Consider the following 22,280-nt stretch of genomic DNA (forward strand, 5'->3'; position numbering starts at 1 on the left):
ACATTGAACGAATGATCGAGTGGCTTCGCTGACAGAATAACTCTCGTTTAATGTATAGCCACATTCAAGGAAGTCAAAGGAGGAAGTTGGGATGGATTATCGTATTGAGAAGGATACCCTTGGTGAAATCAAAGTGCCTGCAGATAAGCTTTGGGCAGCGCAAACACAGCGCAGCTCCGAGAATTTCCGGATTGGTACCGAGACAATGCCGAAGGAAATCATCCGGGCATTTGCGATTTTGAAGAAGAGTGCGGCTATTGTTAATAACAAGCTCGGTAAACTGGATGCAGATAAAGCAGATGCGATTACGACCGCTGCCGACGAGATTGTGGACGGCAAATGGGATGATCATTTTCCACTCGTGGTTTGGCAGACCGGCAGCGGTACGCAGTCCAATATGAACGTCAATGAAGTCATTGCAAACCGGGCGAACCAGCTGCTCGAGCAGAAGGACATCGCTCTGCGCGTTCATCCCAACGATGACGTCAATAAATCCCAAAGCTCTAATGATACATTTCCGACAGCAATGCATATGGCTGCGGTCGTGGCCATGGAAGATCATGTGCTGCCTGCTCTGCGCCGCTTGAAGAAAACACTAGAGAAGAAAAGCGATGAATACAAAGACCTGATCAAAATCGGTCGTACGCATCTTCAGGATGCTACACCCCTGACGCTGGGACAGGAAATTAGCGGCTGGCACCGGATGCTCGAGAAGTGCGAACTCATGCTGGCATCTGCCGTAGAACCGCTGCGCGAGCTGGCGATCGGCGGTACTGCTGTCGGTACGGGCATAAACGCACATCCGAAATTCGGAGAGATGGCCGCGGCGGAAATCAGCATGCAGATGGGAAAAAGCTATACATCGGCCAGTAACAAGTTCCATTCGCTGACCAGCCATGATGAGATCGTATTTGCGCATGGCGCGCTGAAGGCACTGGCTGCCGACCTGATGAAGATTGCCAATGACGTTCGCTGGCTCGCTAGCGGCCCGCGTTCAGGCATAGGCGAGCTTACGATCCCTGCCAATGAACCGGGAAGCTCCATTATGCCGGGAAAAGTAAATCCAACCCAGAGCGAGGCGCTCACGATGGTGGTCTGCCAAGTGATGGGCAACGATGCTACGATCGGTTTTGCGGCAAGTCAGGGCAATTTTGAACTGAATGTCTTCAAGCCGGTCATCATCTATAACTTCTTGCAGTCGGTACGCCTGTTGTCGGACGCTATGGATTCCTTTGATCAGCATTGTGCTGTCGGCATTGAGGCCAATCTGGAGGTCATCCGGGCCAATATGGAGCGTTCGCTGATGCTGGTGACTGCCTTGAATCCGCATATCGGTTATGAGAATGCCGCGGCGATCGCGAAAAAGGCGCATCAGGAAGGGACAACACTTCGGGAAGCAGCTCTGGCAAGCGGTCTGCTAAGCGGAGAGGATTTTGACCGGATTGTTCGTCCGGAAGATATGATCCATCCGAAGGAGTAGCATAGATATTTGGAGCTTGGATAACGCAACAGGTCTTTTTGTTAAACCCAAGGAGCCCATTTCACTATGGTGAAGTGGACTTTGGTTTGAGACTATCGAATAGCGAGGAAGGATGATAACTTGAGAAAGCATCAATGGTTGGCCACGCTGCTCTCATTGATCTGCACCGGGCTGGGGATGTTTTATATCGGAACACCAGGCATGCTGATAGGCGGCACGCTGCTTATGGCGCTCCAGGGAGCGGCATTGTTTATCTTTTTCATGACATTGGGATATTTGGGCTTGATTATTGGGCCACTTGCAATTGGACTTCATCTGATCGGGCTAATTATACCGGTTATTTACCTCAGTTACAGATCACCCAGAAAACCGAGGTTTGACGAGAAACGGCGGCAGAAGCTTTCCTCCCCCTGGAAGATTGCCCTGCGGACCATTATCGGACTTGCTCTGTTCGCTGGCTCCATTTACGCGGGGTATACCTATGGCACGGCACCGTTCGTGAAAACGGCCGCCGAGAAGCAGGTGGTGCAGACAGCAGCCGAGTCCTATCTGGAGCAGAAGTACAATGAATCCTTTAAGGTGACGGATGTAGACTATACATGGGCTATCGGTTCATACCAACTTAAAGCCCATCCCGAACAGGCGCCTGAGCTGAAGTTTACGCTTAAGAGTAATGATGCCAGTCCTCCTGTCATGTCGAATGATACGTATCTGAATCTGCTCTGGGGACAGCAGCTGAAGGAGCGATTGAAGCCCCTGCTGGATGAGATTTACCCGAACCAGGCGTTTGGACGCGCTTATGTTTATACCAACAGCAACACGGTTGTGCGTGATTATAGCCAGCTTGCCAGCGACAGCGGAGATGTCAGCCAAAATATAAGTTTAATCGTATTCGCCGATCTGACGGCCGATAATATGAACCAGGAGAAGGAACGCGTACTGGAGCTAATCCAGCGCTTGCCTTCCGTCACGGTACCGGGGGAGACGGATCTTACGATTGATTATTATGCTGCAGACCTGAAGACGCCGGGTAACGTAAAGAAGGCCGAGCAGGATATTGATGTCATGAAGGAGAAGAGCAGCATCGCTACCTTCAGAGCATTTGATATATCGAAAATTACGTCCGTAGCTGATATCGAGATGAGAGGGCTGGAATGAACAGGCTGGTGGATACACTTGATTAAAATGGAAGCCAGGCTGAGTCTATGACTCGGCCTGGCTTGGTTTGATTATTGTTAGGAACTTAACTATAGGTGAGAAGCTTTGTCAGCGCGGAGACAGCTGAAGGAGGCGTCCATCCTGTGTCAATGTGATGGTCAGCTTCAGATTAAAAGCTTTGGCTATATCCCGCACAGGCACGTAGAGGGTGTTATTGAAGAGGAAGGGCCCTTCATATTTGCTCTTATCGAGGCTGCAATTGTCCGATTCAGGCGGACACAGCCTGGACGGTGTGTAAATATTAACGTCATTCACGCTCATCTCCTGCGTTGCCCGTCGAACAATTGTGTATCCCCAAGTGGCATTGCCCCATATCGATACCAGGGGACTGCTTGCGGAATTCAGGTCATAGTGATGAAAGTTGTCGAACTCCTCCTGCAGGGAATAGGAGACCTCATATCCCAACGCCAAGGCTAAAGACTTAAGTGGAACGTAAGTCTTACCTTCGAGAATATAAACGTCCGTTAGGTGAAAGCCGTTTGCTTCCACGGTATATCCCCCGGCAGTTTTGGCAGCAGCTTGTTCGCCATTCCACATGAACGATGCGGCTACCAGGACACTCATGAGCACAAATAGCGAAATCCTTCTTATTCTGATGATTATGATAACCTCCTTGTCTACCGATACTTTGGCAGATATATCCAGTTTATAGGAGACTGCCTACTATTATATAGACTCATAATGAGGTCCATTGGTTTGCCATTGAAAACAGAATTTAGATTATATACTTTTATCTTTGTTCATCATAACCGGATAACGCTTGTAACGAAAATAAACCGCCCTGCATTCAATAAGGAATGCAGGGCGGTTTTATTGTAACTACTCGTTATTCTCGGCAACAGCTGTCAGGACAGCGGCCTCTTCAGCTGCGCTTTCCTTCGTTTCTTTAACGATTTGCAGCTTTGTATAACGGTGAGTCTTCTTCTCAATAACGGTAAACGTCAGGTCCTGATAGGTATACGTGTCGCCTTTGGAAAGCTCCGAGTTGTTTCCGTACAGCCAGCCTCCAATTGTATCCAGATCATCTGTACTGAGATCGGTATGAAGGAGATCATTGATTCGATTAATCGGAACCTTACCGTCAGCAATGATGCGGTTTGGCTCAGGCTGGGTCAGCTCGCGCTCTTCATCCTCATCGAATTCGTCGCGAATTTCGCCGACAATCTCCTCCAGAATATCCTCGATCGTAATCATGCCGGAGGTACCGCCATACTCGTCGATAAGGATTGCCATATGCGTTCCTTCCTGCTGCATCTTGCGCAGCAGTTTCTTAATCGGAATCGCTTCGGATACCGTCATGGCCGGATGGATCAGCTTGGACAAGTCGATATTGGAATTGTCATCAAACTCCAAGAAGAACTGTTTGGTATTCACCATGCCAACGATCTGGTCCTTGTCTCCACGTACAACCGGGAAACGGGTATACTGCTCACGCTTGATAATCTGCAGGTTCGCTGCCAGCGGCTTATCAACATACAGACAGATCATATCGGTACGCGGCACCATAATTTCTTTGGCAAGCATATCATCAAAAGCAAAAATTCGGCTTACATAACCGTATTCAGCCTGATTAATTTTTCCGCTCTCATAACTGTCACTCAGAATCATGCGAAGTTCTTCCTCCGAGTGAGCTTCATCATGTTCGCTGGCAGGGTGCATGCCGAACAGACGAACGATTTTGTTGGCCGAGCCGTTCAACAGCCAAATGAACGGGTACATGATCCGGTTGAACCAGATAATAGGCGTCGCGCAGAAGAACGAGACGGCTTCGGCTTTATTAATAGCAATCGTTTTCGGAGCAAGTTCACCGATAACGACATGGATATAAGTCATGATAATAAAAGCAAGCAAGAAAGAGACTAGCGAAGCTATCGCTGCAGGGATGGACAAGCTATCAAACACCGGGTGAAGAATTTTCTCAATGGTTGGCTCTCCGAGCCATCCAAGCCCTAGCGCTGTTATGGTGATACCCAGCTGACACGCCGACAAGTAGCCGTCGAGATTGGTAGTTACCTTTTTTACGGCAAGGGCGCCTTTGCGTCCTTCCATTACTAATTGGTCTACTCGGCTGGGACGAAGTCTTATGATAGCAAATTCGGTCATAACGAAAAAAGCGGTTGCTGCGATAAGTACTGCGACTAAGAACAAATTCAAGCCTATACTGTCGTCCAAACAAAACACATCCTTTTTTTATCTGATCTGAATTAGTTTTTTAATAACCATTGCTTACTATGCATGGTGATCAACATAATTCGACCGGAACTTCAAAGGTTCTAACTTCATGTGCTTGAGGAGAAGAAACATATCGGTATCCGTGCAGCTGGTAACGTTTTGCAAGGACAGCAGAGACACATCGTGCTTCGCTTCCAGCATTAACCGTACGGGTTCCGGGCTTTTGGGAACCGGCGATGATGCAGGAAGAATGCCTTCAGATGCTTCCAATCCCGAGGCCGCAGCGGAATCGCCGAGGTCAGTCATGGGAATTTGCGAAATGGAAGCAATAAGCAAAAAGCCTAGTGCCGAACATATAATTCTGTTTATCCTTCGTGTGGGGTCCAAGGTTGGATCGTCACTCCTACATTCGTAATCGATTTGCTCTAGAATATATATGGCTTAATGTTCAGTGTATGAATATGAGAGTAGTTGTACGTAATTTCACCACGAACGCGGTGTTCAAAACAAGGTATATTGTACTTAATCATAAGAAAAAGTAAGCCACTATGTCAAATGGCGGTCGGTCTTCCCTACAGGAACCCTTGTATATCAAGGGTTGTTGGCGGTTTATAAAAATAAAGAAACAAGGCAGTTCCCCTCAAATCAAGGGAAGCTGCCTTGTTAACAAGCAGATTATTTATGGAAAGGCAGCTGCCGAATATAACTGTCGGATAGATGGAGCAGCTGCAGTGCGCGTTCGAATTCATCCTTGGAAGCTTGAGTCTTCTTCCCGTCTGAGTTCGGAAGCGGATGCTTGGTTCCATCCTCATAGCCAATCCCCGGAATATACAGGGTCGTATCGTTAATGAATGTGCCTGAAGGAAGATAGTATCGTTCCGGCAGCAAACTACTATTGTTATGATTCAACAGATCCTGCCCGAAATGGAGCTGATTGTCCATCGACACACCAAGCAGATTGGCTACGGTTGGCAAGAGGTCGACCTGCCCGCCAACTTGCTCATTCACTTCCGGTTGAACGCCTGCACCGTGAATCAACAGCGGGATATTGATCATATCTGAGGAAGTATAATCACGTCCATAGATTTCGTGCATCAGTTCTTTATCCTTGCTGTCTAGGGAATAAATTGGAAGCCCAAGGTGATCACCGTAGAGAACCACCAGGCTGTTATCCCATACGCCGTCTTTCTTCAGCTGCTCGATGAATTTACCGAGTGCATCATCGGCATAATTTTGCGAGCGGATGTAGTCCCCGACGAAGGTTCCCTCATATCGGTCAGGCAGCGTCATCCGATATTTTTCCTGAGGAATCGTAAACGGATGGTGAGCCGACATCGAAATGATCTGCGTATAGAATGGTTTGCCGGCATCATTCATTTTCTTCAGCTCAGCAGCTGTTTTGGAATAGAGCGTATCATCGGAAGCACCGAAGAAGAGCTTGTCATCTTCACCAAAGAATGCTTTGTCATAATACCGGTTGAAACCGAGCGCTTTGTATAGCTCCCCGCGATTCCAAAACTCTACGACATTGGTATGGAAGGTGGCCGTATCATAGCCTGCTCCCTGCAACAACCTAGGAAGGCTTGGCAGAACCCGATCCACATAATGCTGGGTTGCCGCCCCGCGTGGTGGAATGTAGAAGGACGTATTCACAACAAACTCCGCATCCGAAGTATTGCCCTGGCCCACATTCTGGTAGAAGTTCGGGAAATACATGCTCTCCTTGGCAAGCTTATTCAGATTCGGTGTGATTTCTGTACCGTCAATGTTCAGACCGAGTAAGAAATTCTGGAACGATTCCATCTGAATAATGATAAGGTTCTTCCCTTTCGCTACACCCGACAGGAGAGGTTCCGTATCTGACGCCTTCAAGCCTTTTAACTCGTTTACTTTATCCTGGGTGATGGTTTTGGCATCCACCAGCTGTGTATTTTCCTGCTGGAAAATCGTATAAGCCTCGTAGTTAAGTATCCCCATTTCCTGCGCCTTCACAATCTCGTTCATGCTGGCGCGGTTTGGCATGATCTGAAACAGACACAGCATTAATGAAACGGCAAACACGATAGGAATGATTTTGCGTTTTTCCTTCTTGGCGTGGTGAATCTTCCATTTTTTTACGCGATCACTGCGCCACAGCAAGACAAACAACACGATGATATCCGTGAAGATCAGCAGATAGTACGGATCCATCAAGGAGAAGACACTGTTGCTTACCGCGGTTACCTGGTTGACCTGCTCTAACGCATGATACGTAACAATGACGCCGTAATACTTATAATACATAATGGCTGCAAAGAATATGGCGGTCAGCAATAAATTAACAATCATATAGACCGTGAGCTTTCGCTTGGAAGCGAACCACTCAATTAAGCTGAACACAAGCCAAATGAAAGGGATTTCTGTGATAAGCGGTTTCCATGGTATAACATCATCAAAGATGACACTCCAGGCCAAGTAACTTTTAAGCAGCATAATGACAGAGAAAAATATGAATGGCTTCGTGATCGTTAACCGAAACCGAGAGGTGGAGAACACCGGTATCGCCTTCCTTTCCATGCCGCATATTACTGGCTTCAGAGCTTTAGCGGCTATTCTGTTTTTTGAGAATCGCTAGCGTAATACGCTGCTGCTAATTTACTTTCTCTATACCCTGTATTTACACAACTAATGAACAGAATTTATTATGACCTCTTCGGTGAAGGTTGTCAAAGAGTTAAAGTAAGTCGGAGATATTCATCTAACAACGGGGATTGGATAGCGAAAAAACCGGCTGCAGCCGGTTTTGACAACATTGGAAAAATATTAGTGAAAAAAAGCCATAATCAGCGGTGCGGTTCCGAGGGTGAATAGAGCCGCCACAATCATCGAAATGCTGGAGATGGTACCGGATAGAGAGCTGAATTCGAATGCCTTCGAAGTGCCCGTTCCGTGGGCGCTTGTCCCAAACAGAACACCTCTTGCAATATCGCCTCGTATCCGGAAAATACGCATGACAGCAGGTCCAATCATGGAGCCCAGAATCCCGGTCATAATGACAAAGACGGCCGTCATATTCGGCACGCCTCCGATCACTTCGGAGACATTCATGGCAATGGGGGTTGTAATGGAGCGCGGTACAAGACTGGTAGCCAGGGAGCTGTTCAGATGCATCCATTTTGCGAGATACGCAGAGGATACCATCGCCAGTACCGACCCGGTCAGCACGCTGAGCATAATCTCGGCCGCATGCTTCTTAAGGGTCTGGAAGTTCTTGTACAACGGCACGGCAAAAGCAACCGTAGCAGGACCAAGCAGCTTACTGATCCACTGTGCACCTTCATTGTATGTTTCATAAGATACCCCCGTTTGTGTCAGTATAATCACAATGAGGACCGGGGTGATGAGAAGCGGCGATAAATATACCTTCGGGAGACGGCGGTACAGTCGTTTGGCTCCCGCGTATATTCCGATGGTCAGCATCAGGCCGAGGATCATATTCAGCAGGATGTTCATGGTGTTTTACGCTCCCTTCTAGATGAGATGAAGCCTGCAGTCAGCCCAGAACTTACCATCACAATAATCGTACTAAAGACAACGACGATGAGAATCTGGAGTCCGTCCGCTTCTAGCATCGGAAAATATTTCATGATTCCTACCGCAGCAGGTATGAAGAATAATAGCAATTCGGCGAGCAGCCAATTGGCGCCCAGCTCGATCCATTCCAGTCGAAGGATTTTCGTTTCGAGAAGTATAAATACAACGACAATGCCAAGTATGCTGCCGGGAATCCCCCAATCCAGCCATTTTGCCAGTTGATCCATTCCTAGGGATAGCAGCATGAAACCGGCCACTTGAAGCGTTCCTTTTATCATGTTAATCATGACCGGCCTCCTTCGTTTTTTCATTCTTATGAAATTTTACAACGATTATTTTCATAGGTAAAATGCATATATCGAATAACATGCATTCCATTTGTCTATGGATAGCTAAGAACGGAGGATATGGGATGGATATACGGCATCTGGAGTATTTTCTGGAGGTGGCGAGGAACCAGAGTTTTACCAAAGCAGCCGAGAGATTGTATATTACACAGCCAACGATTAGCAAAACGATCCGCAATATGGAAGAGGAGTGGGGCGTAACCTTGTTCCACAGGCAGGGCAAGCGGATTGAGCTGACCGATGCAGGCCAGATTATGTATCAACAGGCCCAGCAGATGGTCGATTCCTTTCAGCGGGTATCCGCAGAACTGGAAGACCTGATGAATCTGAAGCGGGGTCATCTTCGCATCGGACTTCCCCCGATGGTAGGCTCCAGCTTTTTCCCGGAAGTGATCGGGCAGTTTCACCGGGATTATCCGAAGATCACGATTCAACTGTTTGAGGATGGCGCCAAGAAAGTGGAGGCAGATGTGGAGAGCGGGAAGACGGATATCGGGGTGGCTGTGCTGCCGGTCAACGAAGACGTATTCCACTATTACTCCTTCTTGAAAGAGAAGCTGAACCTGCTGGTGCATCCGTCCCACCGATTGGCAGATCGAGAGCATGTTCACCTGAATGAGCTTGCCGATGAATCGTTTGTGCTGTTTCGGGAGGATTTTACGCTGCATGACCGAATCATCCGCGAGTGCATCAGTGCAGGCTTCGAACCGAGGGTGGTCTATGAAAGCTCACAGTGGGATCTCATCAGCGGCATGGTGGCTGCCAATCTGGGTATTGCGTTGCTCCCGGAGACGATTTGCAAGGAAATCGATTCTTCACGTGTGACGATACTGCCGCTGGATAACCCCGCGATTCCCTGGCAGCTCGGGATGATCTGGAGGAAGGACCGATATTTGTCCTTTGCCGTCAGGGAATGGATCAGCTTTACGCGTTCGCTGCTGGGCGAAGAGGAATAGGTTTGTTTCAAAATAAAGGGCATTTCATACATTTTCACTCCTTGGACATAATATCCATAGTAAGAGGATCGTGATAAGCCATATATCCAAGGAGGAATGACACACGTGAGTGGTCAAGAACATGAGGGGAATAACGGTTTGAACCAAGAGCGGAAAGGCTATTCTCAGAACCGGGGCGAGAGTGAACGGGAGGATACGCTGACCAACCGTCAAGGGCATCCTATATCGGATAATCAGAATGTAAGGACGGTAGGCAGCCGGGGACCGATGACCCTGGAGAACTATCATTATCTTGAGAAGATTACGCATTTTGACCGGGAACGCATCCCGGAGCGCGTGGTGCATGCACGAGGAGCAGGAGCGCACGGTTATTTTGAGACATACGGAAAAGTGGGCGATGAGCCTGTATCGAAGTATACCCGGGCGAAGTTGTTTCAGGAAGAAGGGAAGCGGACTCCCGTGTTTGTCAGGTTCTCCACCGTTATCCATGGTTCCGGCTCGCCTGAAACGCTGCGGGACCCGCGTGGATTTGCCGTTAAGTTCTACACGGAGGAAGGGAACTGGGATCTGGTTGGAAATAATCTAAAAATATTTTTTATCCGTGATCCGCTTAAATTCCCGGATATGGTCCATGCGTTCAAGCCCGATCCGGTATCGAACGTTCCGGGTCCTGTCGGCATGTTCGACTTCGTCTCCCGTTCTCCGGAAGCGACGCATATGATTACGTTTGTTTTCTCCCCTTGGGGAATTCCGGCTAACTACCGCCAAATGCAGGGCTCCGGTGTCAATACATACAAATGGGTCAATGCAGAAGGCAACAGCGTGCTCATCAAATATCATTGGGAGCCGATTAAGCAAGGCATCAAGAATCTCACGCAGGAAGAGGCGAACAAGATCCAGGCCACAAACGACAGCCATGCAACACAGGATTTATATGAGGCCATCGAGCGCGGCGATTATCCGGAATGGGAGCTATGCGTTCAAATTATGAGCGATGAGGAGCATCCAGAGCTGGAATTCGATCCGCTAGATGCAACCAAGCTGTGGCCGGCAGATCAATTCCCGTTCCTGAAGGTGGGCAAAATGGTGCTGAACCGCAACCCGGAGAACTACTATAACGAAGTGGAGCAAGCGGCTTTCGGCACGGGGGTGCTGGTGGATGGACTTGATTTCTCGGACGACAAAATGCTCCAGGGCCGTACGTTCTCTTACTCGGATACCCAGCGGCATCGGGTGGGCACCAACTATCTGCAGCTGCCGATCAATGCACCGAAGAAGCGCGTTGCTACAAACCAGCGCGGCGGCCAAATGTCTTACTACGTAGATAAGGCGCCAGGGCAAAGCCCGCATGTGGATTACGAGCCTTCCATGACTGACGGTCTAGTGGAAGCCTCGCAGACTGCGAAGCCGCATCAGCCCCATTATGATGCCAATCTCGTCCGGCAGAAGCTGGAGCGTACGCTGGATTTCAAGCAAGCGGGAGATACGTACCGGGCTTTTGAAGATTGGGAGCGAAATGACTTGATTAACAATCTGGTGGGTGCGCTGATTCAATGCGACATTCGCATTCAGGACAAAATGGTAGAGTACTTTACCAATGCGGACGAAGATTATGGACGCCGGGTAAGGGAAGGATTGGAGCAAGCTAAGAGGGATTCGGATGCGACCGCCCGTGAACGAGCGGTCGAGGGCGCCGAGCAGATGGGGCATGAGGCAGATCCATACTAAATCAAGAATGATACGAAGCCGCCTGCACATTGGTATGTGCAGGCGGCTTTACCTGTTTCTATTGTAAAATACTTGCGGAATGTTAAGATGTTGCAAGGAATCCAAGCTATGCGTATAGAATCAAGCAGAAGAATGATGGGAGGAGGCTTAGGTTATGACAATACAAGCGGGGATTATCGGCTACGGGCTGTCCGGGTCCGTATTCCATGCGCCGATCCTGAGAAGCGTGCCGGATTACAATGTGCACACGGTTGTTTCATCAGATCCGGATAAAGTTCGCAAGGATTTGCCAGATGTGGCGGTTGCAGGAAGCGTGGAAGAACTCCTGTCAGCGGAGATTGATGTAGTCATCATCACGAGCCCGAACGAAACGCATTATGATTATACCCGGTTGGCGATCGAAGCAGGGAAGCATGTGGTTGTCGAGAAGCCGTTTGCGGTGACGTCAGCTGAAGCAGACCAGCTGATTGATCTGGCCAGGCAGAAGGGAGTCTTGCTCACGGTGTACCATAACCGCCGCTGGGACAATGACTTTCTAACCGTCCGCAATTTGCTGGAGACGGGCGCTCTTGGCAAGCTTTCTATTTATCAGTCGCAGCTAAGCCGTTATTGTCCCGAGGTGAAATCTGAAGGTTGGAGGGAGCAGGAGGTCCCAGGCTCCGGAATTCTATATGATCTGGGTTCTCATTTAATTGATCAGGCCTTGTTCCTGTTCGGTATGCCGAAGACGCTATGGGCGGATTTGAACATAGAACGCCAAGGGGCCAAGACTTATGATTATTTTCACCTGGTGCTCGGATACGCAACGTTCCGCGTTATTCTGCATTCCGGATCGCTGGTAAGACAAGCCGGACCAAGATTCGAGCTTCACGGCGATAAGGGAAGCTTCCTGAAATACGGAACGGATCCCCAGGAAGGCCAGCTCAAGCAGGGTATGTATCCAGGAGATGCGGGCTGGGGCGAAGATCAGCCGGATCAATACGGGGAGCTTGCTACCGAGCTGAGCGGACTGGCGGTCCAAGGCGAGATTGAGACACTCCCGGGACGTTATCAGGCTTTTTATCAAAGACTGGCCGAATCGATACTTGAAGGCGGAGCTTTGCCTGTCCAGCCGGAAGAAGCCCGCGACGTTATCCGCATGATTGAATACGCAGTGCAAAGTCATGAGGAAGGCCGTACTATCAAAATCACCTGATGAGGGAAGGCTTAAAACTCTTTTTGCGAATGGACAAGCACATAGTTTGATCCGATTGGTGGGATATTAGATGAATGCAACCCTTGGTGGAATTTTCATAAGGGGTGTTCAATTGATATTACATCTAAGAAGGAGAGAACGGCTATGAAGAAACGCCATATCTTTCGGCCGGCCGCTGCACTTCTGGTGAGTCTGTCGGTGATGCTGGCCTTCTCCGGAGCAGTATTGGCTGCTGGAAGCGGTCCGTTTCACTTTGGGTTTAAGAAAAGTGTCAATGGCCAGCTGCCCTCGATCAATGAAGAAGGCTTCAAGGAGCTTCTGCAAAAATACGGCGCCATCTTTATGGGCGATCCCGAACAGAAGGAACTGTATCTGACGTTTGATAATGGATATGAAAACGGGTATACCGCCAATATCCTGGATACGCTCAAGGAGAAGAAGGTGCCAGCCACCTTTTTCGTGACAGGACATTACGTGAAGACACAGGAAGAACTGCTGAAGCGGATGACGGCCGAAGGCCATATAATCGGCAACCATTCCTGGAATCATCCGGATGTGACCACCATCTCGTCAGAGAAGCTGACCGAGGAGCTGGAACGGGTGAAGAAGGAGGTTATGCAGATAACTGGCCAGCCGGATATGAAATATTTGCGTACTCCGCGCGGCATATTCGATGAGCGGTCCTTAGCGACCAGCAAGCAGCTGGGTTATACCAATGTCTTCTGGTCGCTCGCGTATATGGATTGGGACGTGAAGTCCCAGCGCGGTGCGCAGTATGCTTATGATAAGGTAACCGCGCAGCTCCACCCGGGCGCTGTCATCCTGCTGCATTCGATCTCCAAGGATAACACGGAGGCCTTGGGCCGGATTATTGACGAAGCCAGGAACCGGGGATATGAATTCAAAAGTCTAGATCAAATGCAGAAAAGAGTACCATAAGTCGTTGTCGTTAACCAGCGTGCAGACATCCATCCTGATCAGGAGGAGACTGCACGTTTTTTTTGTGATGAAATCATCATATACGCTTCACATTCAGGAACGAATGTTTGCTATAATACCCTTCATAGTACATGTTCAAAAAGGTTGATTTTCAGCACCGAGGCTTATGCTTCCGAAATGCGTTTTTTCAAAACGCTCTAGGTTAGATGAAGCTAGGGACGTCAGGAGCGGAGCTACACGTTTTCGCAGAAAACGCCTTCGAAAGCATCTGCTGTTTTGGGTACGTGAGCACCTGAAATGTTTCCGTAGGAAACATGCTTCGGAAGCAACTGCTTATGCCCGGCTGAATTCAAGATTCGATGCCGAGTTGCTTCCTGATACGCTTCGTGTTAGATAGAGAATTTATTCGTTATCAGCAGAGCTGATGGAATTCTATATCGCAAGAAAACCTACCTTTGAATCGTGGTCGCTCATCTTTGATTAGCCTCGATTGGTTTTCTTATCAAAAGCGGACTTTTTGAACAACCTCTTCATAGTACATGAATGGAGGAGACCATCATGCCTCATACCATACAAATATCCGTCAGGCCGCTGGTGGAATATGTCTTTCGCAGCGGCAGCATTACCTCGGGTTTCCGTACAGCGACCTCCCTCACCGAGGGGACCCGGGCGCATCAACAGGTACAACGCGACTACGGTGAGAACGATCAGAAGGAAGTTCAGCTTGAAGCAGAAATTCCTTACGAAGATCTTCTGTTTGTGGTGGAAGGACGCTGTGACGGCCTGATTCAAGAGGAAGGGCGGATGCTCATAGACGAGATCAAGTCGACCTCTGGCGATTTGGGTGAAATTACGGAGCATACCTACCCGGTTCATTGGGCACAGGCCAAAATGTATGCTTATATGTACGCGAAGCAGCACGAGATTCCGAAGATGGCCGTACGATTAACCTACTTCCAGGTTCCGAGCGGAGAGCGGAAGCAGTTCGTTGAGGAATGGAGCTTGGCTCAGCTGGAAGCCTTTGTGTTTGAGGTTGTGGCGGCTTACGCTCCTTACGCCAACCTGCTGCGGGAGCATGGGGAGCGGAGAGATCAGAGCATCCGCGATCTGAAGTTTCCGTTTCCTGCCTACCGTGAGGGCCAGCGAAAGCTGGCCGGAGCTGTATATAAAAGCATCGGGGAAGGACGAAGATTGTTTGCTAAAGCGCCGACAGGCATAGGCAAAACCATATCCACGATGTTTCCTTCCGTCAAAGCGATCGGAGAAGGTTTGCTGTCGCGGATTTTCTATCTGACAGCCAAAACCATCACGCGAACCACAGCAGAGGAAGCACTGGCTCTCATGGAGTCTCAAGGGCTTTGCATGCATGCGGTCACACTGACGGCAAAGGACAAGATTTGTTTTAGTGAAGCCGAAGGCTGCAGCCAGATGGGCTGTGTGTTCTCGGAGGGTTACTACGACCGGATTAATGGCGCGATACTGGATCTGCTCTCGAACGAAACGCTGATTACGAGACCCGTTATTGAAGAGTACGCCCGGAAACATACCGTATGTCCGTTTGAGTTCTCGCTGGATGCTGCGTATGCCGCCGATGCCGTCATCTGCGATTACAACTATGTGTTTGATCCGCGCGTATCATTTAAGCGGATGCCGGAGGATGTGAAGAAACGCAGCGTGCTGCTTGTTGACGAAGCGCATAATCTGGTAGACCGGGCGCGGGGAATGTTCTCGGCCGAGTTGAATAAATCGGCATTCTTGGATTTGCAAAGAGCATACAAAGAGAGTAATCCGGGGTTATACAATACGGCGAAGCGGGTAAACAACCGGTTTAAGATCCTGCGCAAGGCCAGTGAGGGAGAAGAACGAATTGTCGGCTCTCAGCAGCCAGAGATGATGGTGGAGCTGCTGGAGGACTTTTCGCTCCAGGCGGAGGCCGAACTGATGACAGGGAAAACCGGAGAAGAGGCTGATGCGCTCCTCGAGTGTTATTTTGCCGTTCAGGGTTATTTGCGCATTTCCAAGCTGTATGACGACCGCTTTGTTACTTATGCGGAGATGAGCGGGAGCGAGGTGTTTCTCAAGCTGTTTTGTCTTGATCCCTCATACTTGCTCCAGCAAGCGGGGAAAAACTATCGTTCCAGCGTATTATTCTCAGCTACGCTCATGCCGCTCGGATATTATCGCGACATGCTGGGAGCGGAGGAAGAGGACTACAGCCTCTCGATCCCTTCTCCCTTCTCTTCCGAGCAATTGGATGTCCGGATTTTGCCGTTATCGACCAGATTCAAGGACCGGGAGCGCAATAGCGAAGCCATCGTTCGGATGCTGAGTGAATTGATTCAGGAAAAGCCGGTGAATACTTTGATCTTTCTGCCGTCCTACCCTTACATGCAGGACATACATGAGGCTTTCACAAGAATGAACCCGGGAGCGAGTACCCTGCTCCAGGGGCATGGAATGAGCGAAGAGGAGCGGGAAGCGTTCCTGAATGCGTTCCAGGCGGATGCGGCCGAACCGCTGATCGGCTTTGCCGTCATGGGCGGGATTTTCTCCGAAGGCATCGATTTGAAGGGAGAACGGCTTTCCAGCGTCGTCGTCATCGGCGTAGGGCTGCCGCAGCTGTCCTTCGAGAATGATATCATCAAGGATTATTTTGATCGTACTGGCAAGAGGGGATACGATTACGCCTATGTCTATCCGGGCATGAACAAAGTGCTGCAGGCCGGAGGGCGCCTGATCCGATCAGAGCAGGACAGCGGGACGCTGACGCTCGTGGATGACCGCTTTTTGAATCGTCAGTACGGGATGCTGCTGCCGGAGGAATGGAGGCATTACAGGCGCATCTAATTTTTGTATATAGTGTTGACGTCTGGAAATGATAACTCTATAATATGGATATATTTAATAGCTGAAGGAGGCTGATGTCAAATGGTTATGATGCATAGTGGATGGGGCGCATTGACGTTGGTCTCTTTGGACGGGAAATTCTAATGGTAACAGAGGTGTAAGGCACTTGGTTTAACATGTCTTCATCTGCATACCTAAAGAACCCGCAGGAGACCGTGTACGGTATCCTGCGGGTTTTTTGTGTCTGTGTAAGGGTATGGGTGATCTTTAATGCGGCTCGGTTCGCACTGGGATCGAAACCCTGATTTCTTGCATATACGCAGATCAGCCGCGGATACCAATCTGCGGTTTTTTTGTGTTTGAACAAATTGCTAACAACCAATTCAATAACGATAAGGGGATATAACGAATTTGATGAAACAAAATAGGACAACATTACACACCTATGGATGGAATGAACATTGGAGCTTGATAGCCTCGCGGACTCCCCAGCAGGGCAAAGCGCTCGTGCCTGCCCGCATCACGGCTCAATTCTCGAAGCAGTACCGCATTATAACGGAAGCGGGAGAACAATCCGCCATCGTCACAGGAAAGTATGAATACGAAGCAGGCAGCAAAAGCGACTTTCCCGCTGTTGGCGATTGGGTCATGGTGGAGCCGCTGCCGGGGGAATCCCGTGCTGTCATTCATCAGCTGCTTCCCCGAAAGTCCGCGATGACGCGCAGGGAAGCGGGGAGCGTGCCGGATGAGCAGATCATTGCCGCGAACATGGATACCGTATTTATCATTAACGCACTCAACAAGGATTTTAATGTTCGCCGGATTGAACGATACCTGATTGCGGTCTGGGAGAGCGGAGCCTTCCCGGTCGTACTGCTGACCAAGGCGGATTTATGCGATTCGCCGGAAGCGTACGTCGCTGAGGTTGAGGTTATTGCACCGGGTGTGCCAGTTCATGCGGTGAGCTCCTTGACGAATCAGGGGAAGGAACAGCTGCAGGCTTATCTGGTGCAGGGGAACACAGTCGCTATTACAGGTACTTCGGGCGCTGGTAAATCCACCTTGCTGAACTGGCTGTCGGGTAAGGAGCTGCAGCGGGTTCAGGGAGTACGGGAAGAGGACGCAAGAGGACGGCATACCACCACTCACCGGGAGCTCTTCGTGCTGCCGGAAGGCGCTATTATGGTGGATACGCCGGGCATGCGCGAGCTGCAGCTGTGGGATTCGGAGGAAGGATTCGAGACAGCCTTTGCGGATATTTCTGCACTGGTGCAGCAGTGCCGGTTCCATGATTGCCGACATGAAACGGAGGCTGGCTGTGCGATTCAGGAAGCACTGCAAGAAGGGACACTGGATGCGAATCGGTATGCGAATTACAAGAAGACGGAGCGGGAGCTGGCCTATATCGCTCGTAAAGAGAATGCAGTTACCCGCCGTCAGAATAAGAACTCGGGTAAGCCGTCTCGCAAGAGTGACCGAGGCCAGAAAGGGGCATATCGGCAGCTGATGTATGATGATGAATAATGGGTATGATGGGATGGCCGGAGTCGATTTGACTTCGGTCATCTTCCGGGTATATAGTTAGGGAACCGAATAAATAGGCAGACTATCTATCCATTCGAGCTGCTGCCGAAAAGAGGTGGACCATGGGAGAGGAACAGCATCCAGATTCACATAAAGAAATGAACGGGACCAGGGACAGTCATTCGCGGGAAGGACCATGCATGAAGAGTGACAGGCGGGAAGATAGCGTTGCCGGGAGGCTCCTGTACAGCATCCGCATGTTCCACAAGCAGGAGTGGGACCAGCATATGATTTCCGGTCATACACCCGGTGAGATTCGTGTGCTGATTGGTCTTAAACATCATATCGAGCCTGACGGTCCCGGCATGAAGGTATCCGAAATTAGCAGCATGATGAATGTTACCTCGCCGACGATCACTCAATTCATCAATGCCCTGGAGAGTAAGGGACTGGTGGAGCGGGTAATGGATACGCAGGACCGACGAGCTGTTCGGGTGCGGCTGACAGAAGAAGGAAACCACGTTGTCCAGCAAACCTATTTAAACGTCAAGAACCGCTTTAACGAGCTGGTGGATTTCCTTGGGGAAGAGGACAGCGTGAAACTGACAGAGCTGCTGACGAAGGTGTATCATTTTCACGAGCAAAAACGCAATTCAAATAAAACAATTTCAGACAACGAGTAGGGGTGGAGGCTTTGCTAAAACTGTTTCACTATATGAAACCGTACCGGACAGCAGTCATATTTGTCCTGTTGTTTACATTTTTCCAGTGTCTGTCTGATCTTTACTTGCCAACCTTGATGGCGGACATCGTCGATTTAGGTATCGTTAAAGGAGATGTGCCTTACATATGGAAAATCGGGGGTTTTATGCTCCTCGTTGCCATTGGAGGTATGGTCTGTTCCATTGCCGCGAGTTATCTGGCTTCCAAATCGGCTACCGGATTCGGAAGGATTCTCCGTGGACGCGTGTTTTCTCATGTCGAGAATTTCACGCTGCAAGAATTTGACAAGATCGGGACAGCATCGCTGATTACCCGCACAACAAACGATATCACGCAGGTGCAGCAGGTTACGATAATGATTCTTCGCATGATGGCGATTGCACCGATGATGTGTATCGGGGGCATTGTGATGGCTATATCCCGAGATCCGGGACTGACGACGGTACTGCTGGTCGTCCTGCCGGTGCTGGCGCTAGCGATTTTCCTCATCGCCAAACAAGGGATACCCCTCTTTAAGGCCATTCAGGTCAAAATCGATACGCTCAGCCGTGTGCTGCGGGAGAATTTGACGGGAATCCGGGTGATTCGCTCATTTAACCGGATGGATCATGAAACGGTTCGCTTTAATGATGCGAACGAGGATTTGACGGCTACCGCGATCAAAGTAAACAAGATCATGGGTGCGATGATGCCTGTCATGATGCTTGTTATGAACTTTGCCACGCTGGCGATCGTATGGTTTGGAGCTCATCGCATTAACTCCGAGCATATGAAGGTCGGTGACCTCATGGCATTTCTCCAATACGCCATGATGATCATGTTCTCGTTAATCATGCTATCAGTTATGTTTGTTATGATTCCGCGTGCGCAGGCCTCAGCGGTCCGGATCAATGAGGTATTGAACATGATGCCTGAGATCCACGATCCCAAACAACCGCACGAGACCGGCCTCCAAAAGGGCTCAATCGAATTTCAGGACGTCTCCTTCTATTATCCAGGTGCGGAAGAACCGGCGATATCCAATATTTCCTTCCAGGCTGGACCCGGTGAGACTACTGCGATTATCGGTGGAACGGGATCAGGCAAATCAACGCTGATCAGCTTGATTCCTCGTTTCTATGACGTGACTTCGGGACAGATTCTTGTCAATGGGACCGACATCCGGAACATGACGCAGGAGCAGCTGCGGAGCTGTATCGGATTTGTACCGCAGAAGGCACTGCTCTTTACTGGAACGATCGCGGAGAATATCCGCTATGGTAAAGAGGATGCGACCGACGAGGAGATCGAGCATGCAGCGCAGGTCGCGCAGGCTGCCGATTTCATCTCCTCTATGGAAGGCGGGTACGACGCTGAGATTTCGCAAGGCGGCAGTAATGTATCCGGAGGACAGAAGCAGCGGCTTTCGATCGCAAGGGCGCTTGTGCGGAGACCTGAGATTTATGTGTTTGACGACAGCTTCTCGGCACTGGACTTCAAGACGGATGCCAAGCTGCGTGAAGCCCTCCGGGAAGAAACCACCGAAGCTACGGTCCTGATCGTAGCGCAGCGCGTCAGCACCGTTATGGATGCTGACCGGATTATCGTGCTGGACGAGGGGCGTATTGCCGGAATTGGTACACATGAGGAACTGATGGCTTCCAGTGATGTGTACCGCGAAATCGTTACCTCGCAGCTGTCAGAGGAGGAGATCGCATGAGTGAGAAGAAACGGGGAGGACACCCCGGTGGGAAGGGCGGTCCCTTTGGCGGCGGTCCGCATGGACCGGGGATGGCAGGGGAGAAGGCAAAAGATTTTAAAGGAACCTTCCGCCGATTAACACGCTATCTTAAGCCGCACACTGGCAAGTTGCTAATCGTTCTGGCTGCAGCGATACTCAGTACGATCTTCAGTATTGTAAGTCCGAAGATATTGGGCGAGGCAACGACGATTCTGTTCAAAGGCTTTATAGCCAAGATGCAGGGCGTTCCGGGTGCCGGGATCGATTTTCAGGCTATACAGACCATCATGCTGTGGCTTGCAGGCTTATATTTACTCAGCTCGCTGTTTGCCTACATCCAGCAGTATGTCATGGCTGGAGTGGCCCAACGCACCGTGTATGATCTTCGCAAAGAGGTGTATAACAAGCTTGGCCGCCTGCCGCTTAAATACTTTGATGCCCGTACACATGGGGAAACCTTGAGCCGGGTAACCAATGATATGGACAATATAAGCAGCACGCTTCAACAAAGCTTAGCGCAGATGATCACTTCCTTGGTCACGCTGGTTGGCGTCATCATTATGATGCTCACGATCAGCCCGCTGCTGACACTGGTGGTTATTCTGACTCTGCCGCTCAGTGTGGTGGTTACTGTTATGGTCGCCAAGCGATCGCAGAAGCATTTTGTGGCTCAGCAGAAGCATTTGGGCGAGCTGAACGGTCATGTTGAAGAAATGTATACAGGACATAAAGTGGTGAAGGCTTTTGGCCGGGAACGCCAGTCCATGGAGCAATTCGATGAGGTTAATGACAAGCTCTACGATGCTGGATGGAGAGCTCAGTTTATATCGGGTACGATTATGCCGCTTATGAGCTTCGTGGGGAATATCGGGTATGTAATCGTCAGTGTTGTCGGAGGTGTATTGGTTACCCGTAGAGCGATTGAGATCGGGGATATTCAGGCATTCATCCAATATTCACGCCAATTTACACAGCCGATTACCCAGCTGGCGAATATCGCCAATGTCATTCAATCTACAGTTGCATCGGCCGAACGCGTATTTGAAGTGCTGGACGAGGAAGAAGAAGTACCAGAACCTCAAGCGCCTGTTGCACTTAAAAAGCCGCGTGGCGATGTGTCCTTCGAGCATGTGAGTTTTGGCTACAAGGCGGATCAGCTTCTCATTGAGGACATGAACGTCGACGTGAAACAAGGGCAGACGGTGGCAATCGTTGGTCCGACCGGTGCAGGGAAGACCACGCTTATTAATCTGCTGATGCGGTTCTATGAGCTGAATGATGGCAAGATTACGATAGACGGTACGGATATTACGGCTCTTCGGCGCGGTGATCTTCGCAGCCTGTTCGGGATGGTGCTGCAGGATACATGGCTCTTTAACGGGACGATCCGCGACAATATAGGTTACGGACGCGAAGGTGCCACTGAGGAAGAGATCATCCAAGCGGCAGAAGCGGCTCATGCGGATCACTTCATTCGAACGCTGCCGGACGGCTATGATACCGTGTTGAATGAGGAAGCCTCCAATATATCGCAAGGGCAGAAGCAGCTTCTTACGATAGCGCGCGCCATTCTGGCCGACCCGTCGATTCTGATTCTCGATGAAGCTACGAGCAGCGTGGATACACGGACGGAGCTTTACATCCAGAAGGCGATGAATGAGCTGATGAAGGACCGGACCAGCTTTGTCATTGCGCATCGGCTGTCGACGATTCGGGATGCGGACCTTATCCTGGTCATGAACAAGGGTCGCATTATTGAGCAGGGCACACACCAAGAGCTGCTGTCCGAAGGCGGCTTCTATGCAGACTTGTACAACAGTCAATTTAGCGACCAGCATGAAGCTGGATAACGAGGAAG

The 22,280-nt window shown here is 49.9% G+C and carries 17 protein-coding genes; 11 read left to right on the forward strand and 6 right to left on the reverse strand.

Features of this window, described 5'->3' with window-relative positions; translation table 11 throughout:
• Window positions 1–91: 91 nt before the first annotated feature.
• Together fumC and ABEQ74_RS10080 are read left to right on the forward strand one after the other, a co-directional pair.
• The gene (gene fumC, locus ABEQ74_RS10075) at window positions 92–1,480 is read left to right on the forward strand and encodes a class II fumarate hydratase (RefSeq protein WP_430121998.1); all 1,389 of its coding nucleotides are present in this window, start codon (window positions 92–94) and stop codon (window positions 1,478–1,480) included.
• A gap of 120 nt (window positions 1,481–1,600) precedes the next feature.
• Entirely contained in the window at window positions 1,601–2,638 is a 1,038-nt protein-coding gene (locus ABEQ74_RS10080; RefSeq protein ID WP_430122000.1) for a hypothetical protein, read from the forward strand.
• A gap of 108 nt (window positions 2,639–2,746) precedes the next feature.
• Here the strand turns inward: ABEQ74_RS10080 and ABEQ74_RS10085 are convergent, their stop codons facing one another.
• From ABEQ74_RS10085 to ABEQ74_RS10110, 6 genes are all read right to left on the reverse strand, one after another.
• Window positions 2,747–3,262: a hypothetical protein gene (locus tag ABEQ74_RS10085; protein ID WP_430122153.1), complete on the reverse strand. Its 516-nt coding sequence runs from the start codon at window positions 3,260–3,262 to the stop codon at window positions 2,747–2,749.
• A gap of 255 nt (window positions 3,263–3,517) precedes the next feature.
• Complete coding sequence (locus ABEQ74_RS10090; RefSeq protein ID WP_430122002.1) at window positions 3,518–4,870, reverse strand: hemolysin family protein; 1,353 nt, start codon at window positions 4,868–4,870, stop codon at window positions 3,518–3,520.
• Window positions 4,871–4,927: 57 nt separating this feature from the next.
• A complete protein-coding gene (locus ABEQ74_RS10095; protein ID WP_430122004.1) occupies window positions 4,928–5,257 on the reverse strand; it encodes a hypothetical protein in 330 nt (109 codons plus the stop codon).
• 288 nt (window positions 5,258–5,545) lie between these two features.
• The gene (locus tag ABEQ74_RS10100; protein ID WP_430122006.1) at window positions 5,546–7,405 is read right to left on the reverse strand and encodes an LTA synthase family protein; all 1,860 of its coding nucleotides are present in this window, start codon (window positions 7,403–7,405) and stop codon (window positions 5,546–5,548) included.
• A gap of 267 nt (window positions 7,406–7,672) precedes the next feature.
• The gene (locus ABEQ74_RS10105) at window positions 7,673–8,362 is read right to left on the reverse strand and encodes a CidB/LrgB family autolysis modulator (protein ID WP_430122008.1); all 690 of its coding nucleotides are present in this window, start codon (window positions 8,360–8,362) and stop codon (window positions 7,673–7,675) included.
• Window positions 8,359–8,730, reverse strand: coding sequence for a CidA/LrgA family protein (locus tag ABEQ74_RS10110; protein WP_430122010.1), 372 nt, complete (start codon window positions 8,728–8,730; stop codon window positions 8,359–8,361). The genes ABEQ74_RS10105 and ABEQ74_RS10110 overlap by 4 nt, the downstream gene beginning before the upstream one ends.
• 125 nt (window positions 8,731–8,855) lie before the next feature.
• Between ABEQ74_RS10110 and cidR the strand changes: the two genes are divergently transcribed.
• The 9 genes from cidR (at window position 8,856) to ABEQ74_RS10155 (ending at window position 22,272) form a co-directional block, all read left to right on the forward strand.
• Window positions 8,856–9,746: a cidABC operon transcriptional activator CidR gene (cidR, locus tag ABEQ74_RS10115; RefSeq protein ID WP_430122012.1), complete on the forward strand. Its 891-nt coding sequence runs from the start codon at window positions 8,856–8,858 to the stop codon at window positions 9,744–9,746.
• A gap of 105 nt (window positions 9,747–9,851) precedes the next feature.
• Complete coding sequence (locus tag ABEQ74_RS10120) at window positions 9,852–11,474, forward strand: catalase (RefSeq protein WP_430122014.1); 1,623 nt, start codon at window positions 9,852–9,854, stop codon at window positions 11,472–11,474.
• A gap of 154 nt (window positions 11,475–11,628) precedes the next feature.
• Complete coding sequence (locus ABEQ74_RS10125; RefSeq protein WP_430122017.1) at window positions 11,629–12,669, forward strand: oxidoreductase; 1,041 nt, start codon at window positions 11,629–11,631, stop codon at window positions 12,667–12,669.
• A gap of 144 nt (window positions 12,670–12,813) precedes the next feature.
• Window positions 12,814–13,608, forward strand: a complete 795-nt coding sequence (pdaA, locus tag ABEQ74_RS10130; RefSeq protein ID WP_430122019.1) for a delta-lactam-biosynthetic de-N-acetylase — start codon at window positions 12,814–12,816, stop codon at window positions 13,606–13,608.
• Between the two features lie 558 nt (window positions 13,609–14,166).
• On the forward strand, window positions 14,167–16,455 hold the full coding sequence (locus ABEQ74_RS10135; protein ID WP_430122021.1) for an ATP-dependent DNA helicase: 2,289 nt from the start codon (window positions 14,167–14,169) through the stop codon (window positions 16,453–16,455).
• A gap of 414 nt (window positions 16,456–16,869) precedes the next feature.
• Window positions 16,870–17,979 carry a ribosome small subunit-dependent GTPase A gene (rsgA, locus tag ABEQ74_RS10140; RefSeq protein ID WP_430122154.1) on the forward strand — a complete coding sequence of 370 codons (1,110 nt, stop codon included), beginning with the start codon at window positions 16,870–16,872 and terminating at the stop codon, window positions 17,977–17,979.
• Between the two features lie 122 nt (window positions 17,980–18,101).
• Window positions 18,102–18,662: a MarR family winged helix-turn-helix transcriptional regulator gene (locus tag ABEQ74_RS10145; protein WP_430122023.1), complete on the forward strand. Its 561-nt coding sequence runs from the start codon at window positions 18,102–18,104 to the stop codon at window positions 18,660–18,662.
• 11 nt (window positions 18,663–18,673) lie between these two features.
• Window positions 18,674–20,401 (forward strand): ABC transporter ATP-binding protein, encoded by a 1,728-nt coding sequence (locus ABEQ74_RS10150; RefSeq protein ID WP_430122025.1) that lies wholly within the window; start codon window positions 18,674–18,676, stop codon window positions 20,399–20,401.
• A complete protein-coding gene (locus ABEQ74_RS10155) occupies window positions 20,398–22,272 on the forward strand; it encodes an ABC transporter ATP-binding protein (RefSeq protein WP_430122027.1) in 1,875 nt (624 codons plus the stop codon). The genes ABEQ74_RS10150 and ABEQ74_RS10155 overlap by 4 nt, the downstream gene beginning before the upstream one ends.
• Window positions 22,273–22,280: the final 8 nt, after the last annotated feature.

The organism is Paenibacillus solani (assembly GCF_050475945.1).
In the GTDB taxonomy this organism is placed as follows: Bacteria; Bacillota; Bacilli; order Paenibacillales; family Paenibacillaceae; genus Paenibacillus_AQ; species Paenibacillus_AQ solani_A.

Bases quoted from the DNA above. Each gene is read 5' to 3' on its own strand.
- rsgA (WP_430122154.1), top strand. From the start codon at position 16,870: ATGAAACAAAATAGGACAACATTACACACCTATGGATGGAATGAACAT.
- fumC (WP_430121998.1), top strand. From the start codon at position 92: ATGGATTATCGTATTGAGAAGGATACCCTTGGTGAAATCAAAGTGCCT.
- ABEQ74_RS10155 (WP_430122027.1), top strand. From the start codon at position 20,398: ATGAGTGAGAAGAAACGGGGAGGACACCCCGGTGGGAAGGGCGGTCCC.
- ABEQ74_RS10135 (WP_430122021.1), top strand. From the start codon at position 14,167: ATGCCTCATACCATACAAATATCCGTCAGGCCGCTGGTGGAATATGTC.
- ABEQ74_RS10110 (WP_430122010.1), bottom strand. From the start codon at position 8,730: ATGATTAACATGATAAAAGGAACGCTTCAAGTGGCCGGTTTCATGCTG.
- cidR (WP_430122012.1), top strand. From the start codon at position 8,856: ATGGATATACGGCATCTGGAGTATTTTCTGGAGGTGGCGAGGAACCAG.
- ABEQ74_RS10105 (WP_430122008.1), bottom strand. From the start codon at position 8,362: ATGAACATCCTGCTGAATATGATCCTCGGCCTGATGCTGACCATCGGA.
- pdaA (WP_430122019.1), top strand. From the start codon at position 12,814: ATGAAGAAACGCCATATCTTTCGGCCGGCCGCTGCACTTCTGGTGAGT.
- ABEQ74_RS10145 (WP_430122023.1), top strand. From the start codon at position 18,102: ATGGGAGAGGAACAGCATCCAGATTCACATAAAGAAATGAACGGGACC.
- ABEQ74_RS10125 (WP_430122017.1), top strand. From the start codon at position 11,629: ATGACAATACAAGCGGGGATTATCGGCTACGGGCTGTCCGGGTCCGTA.
- ABEQ74_RS10085 (WP_430122153.1), bottom strand. From the start codon at position 3,262: ATGAGTGTCCTGGTAGCCGCATCGTTCATGTGGAATGGCGAACAAGCT.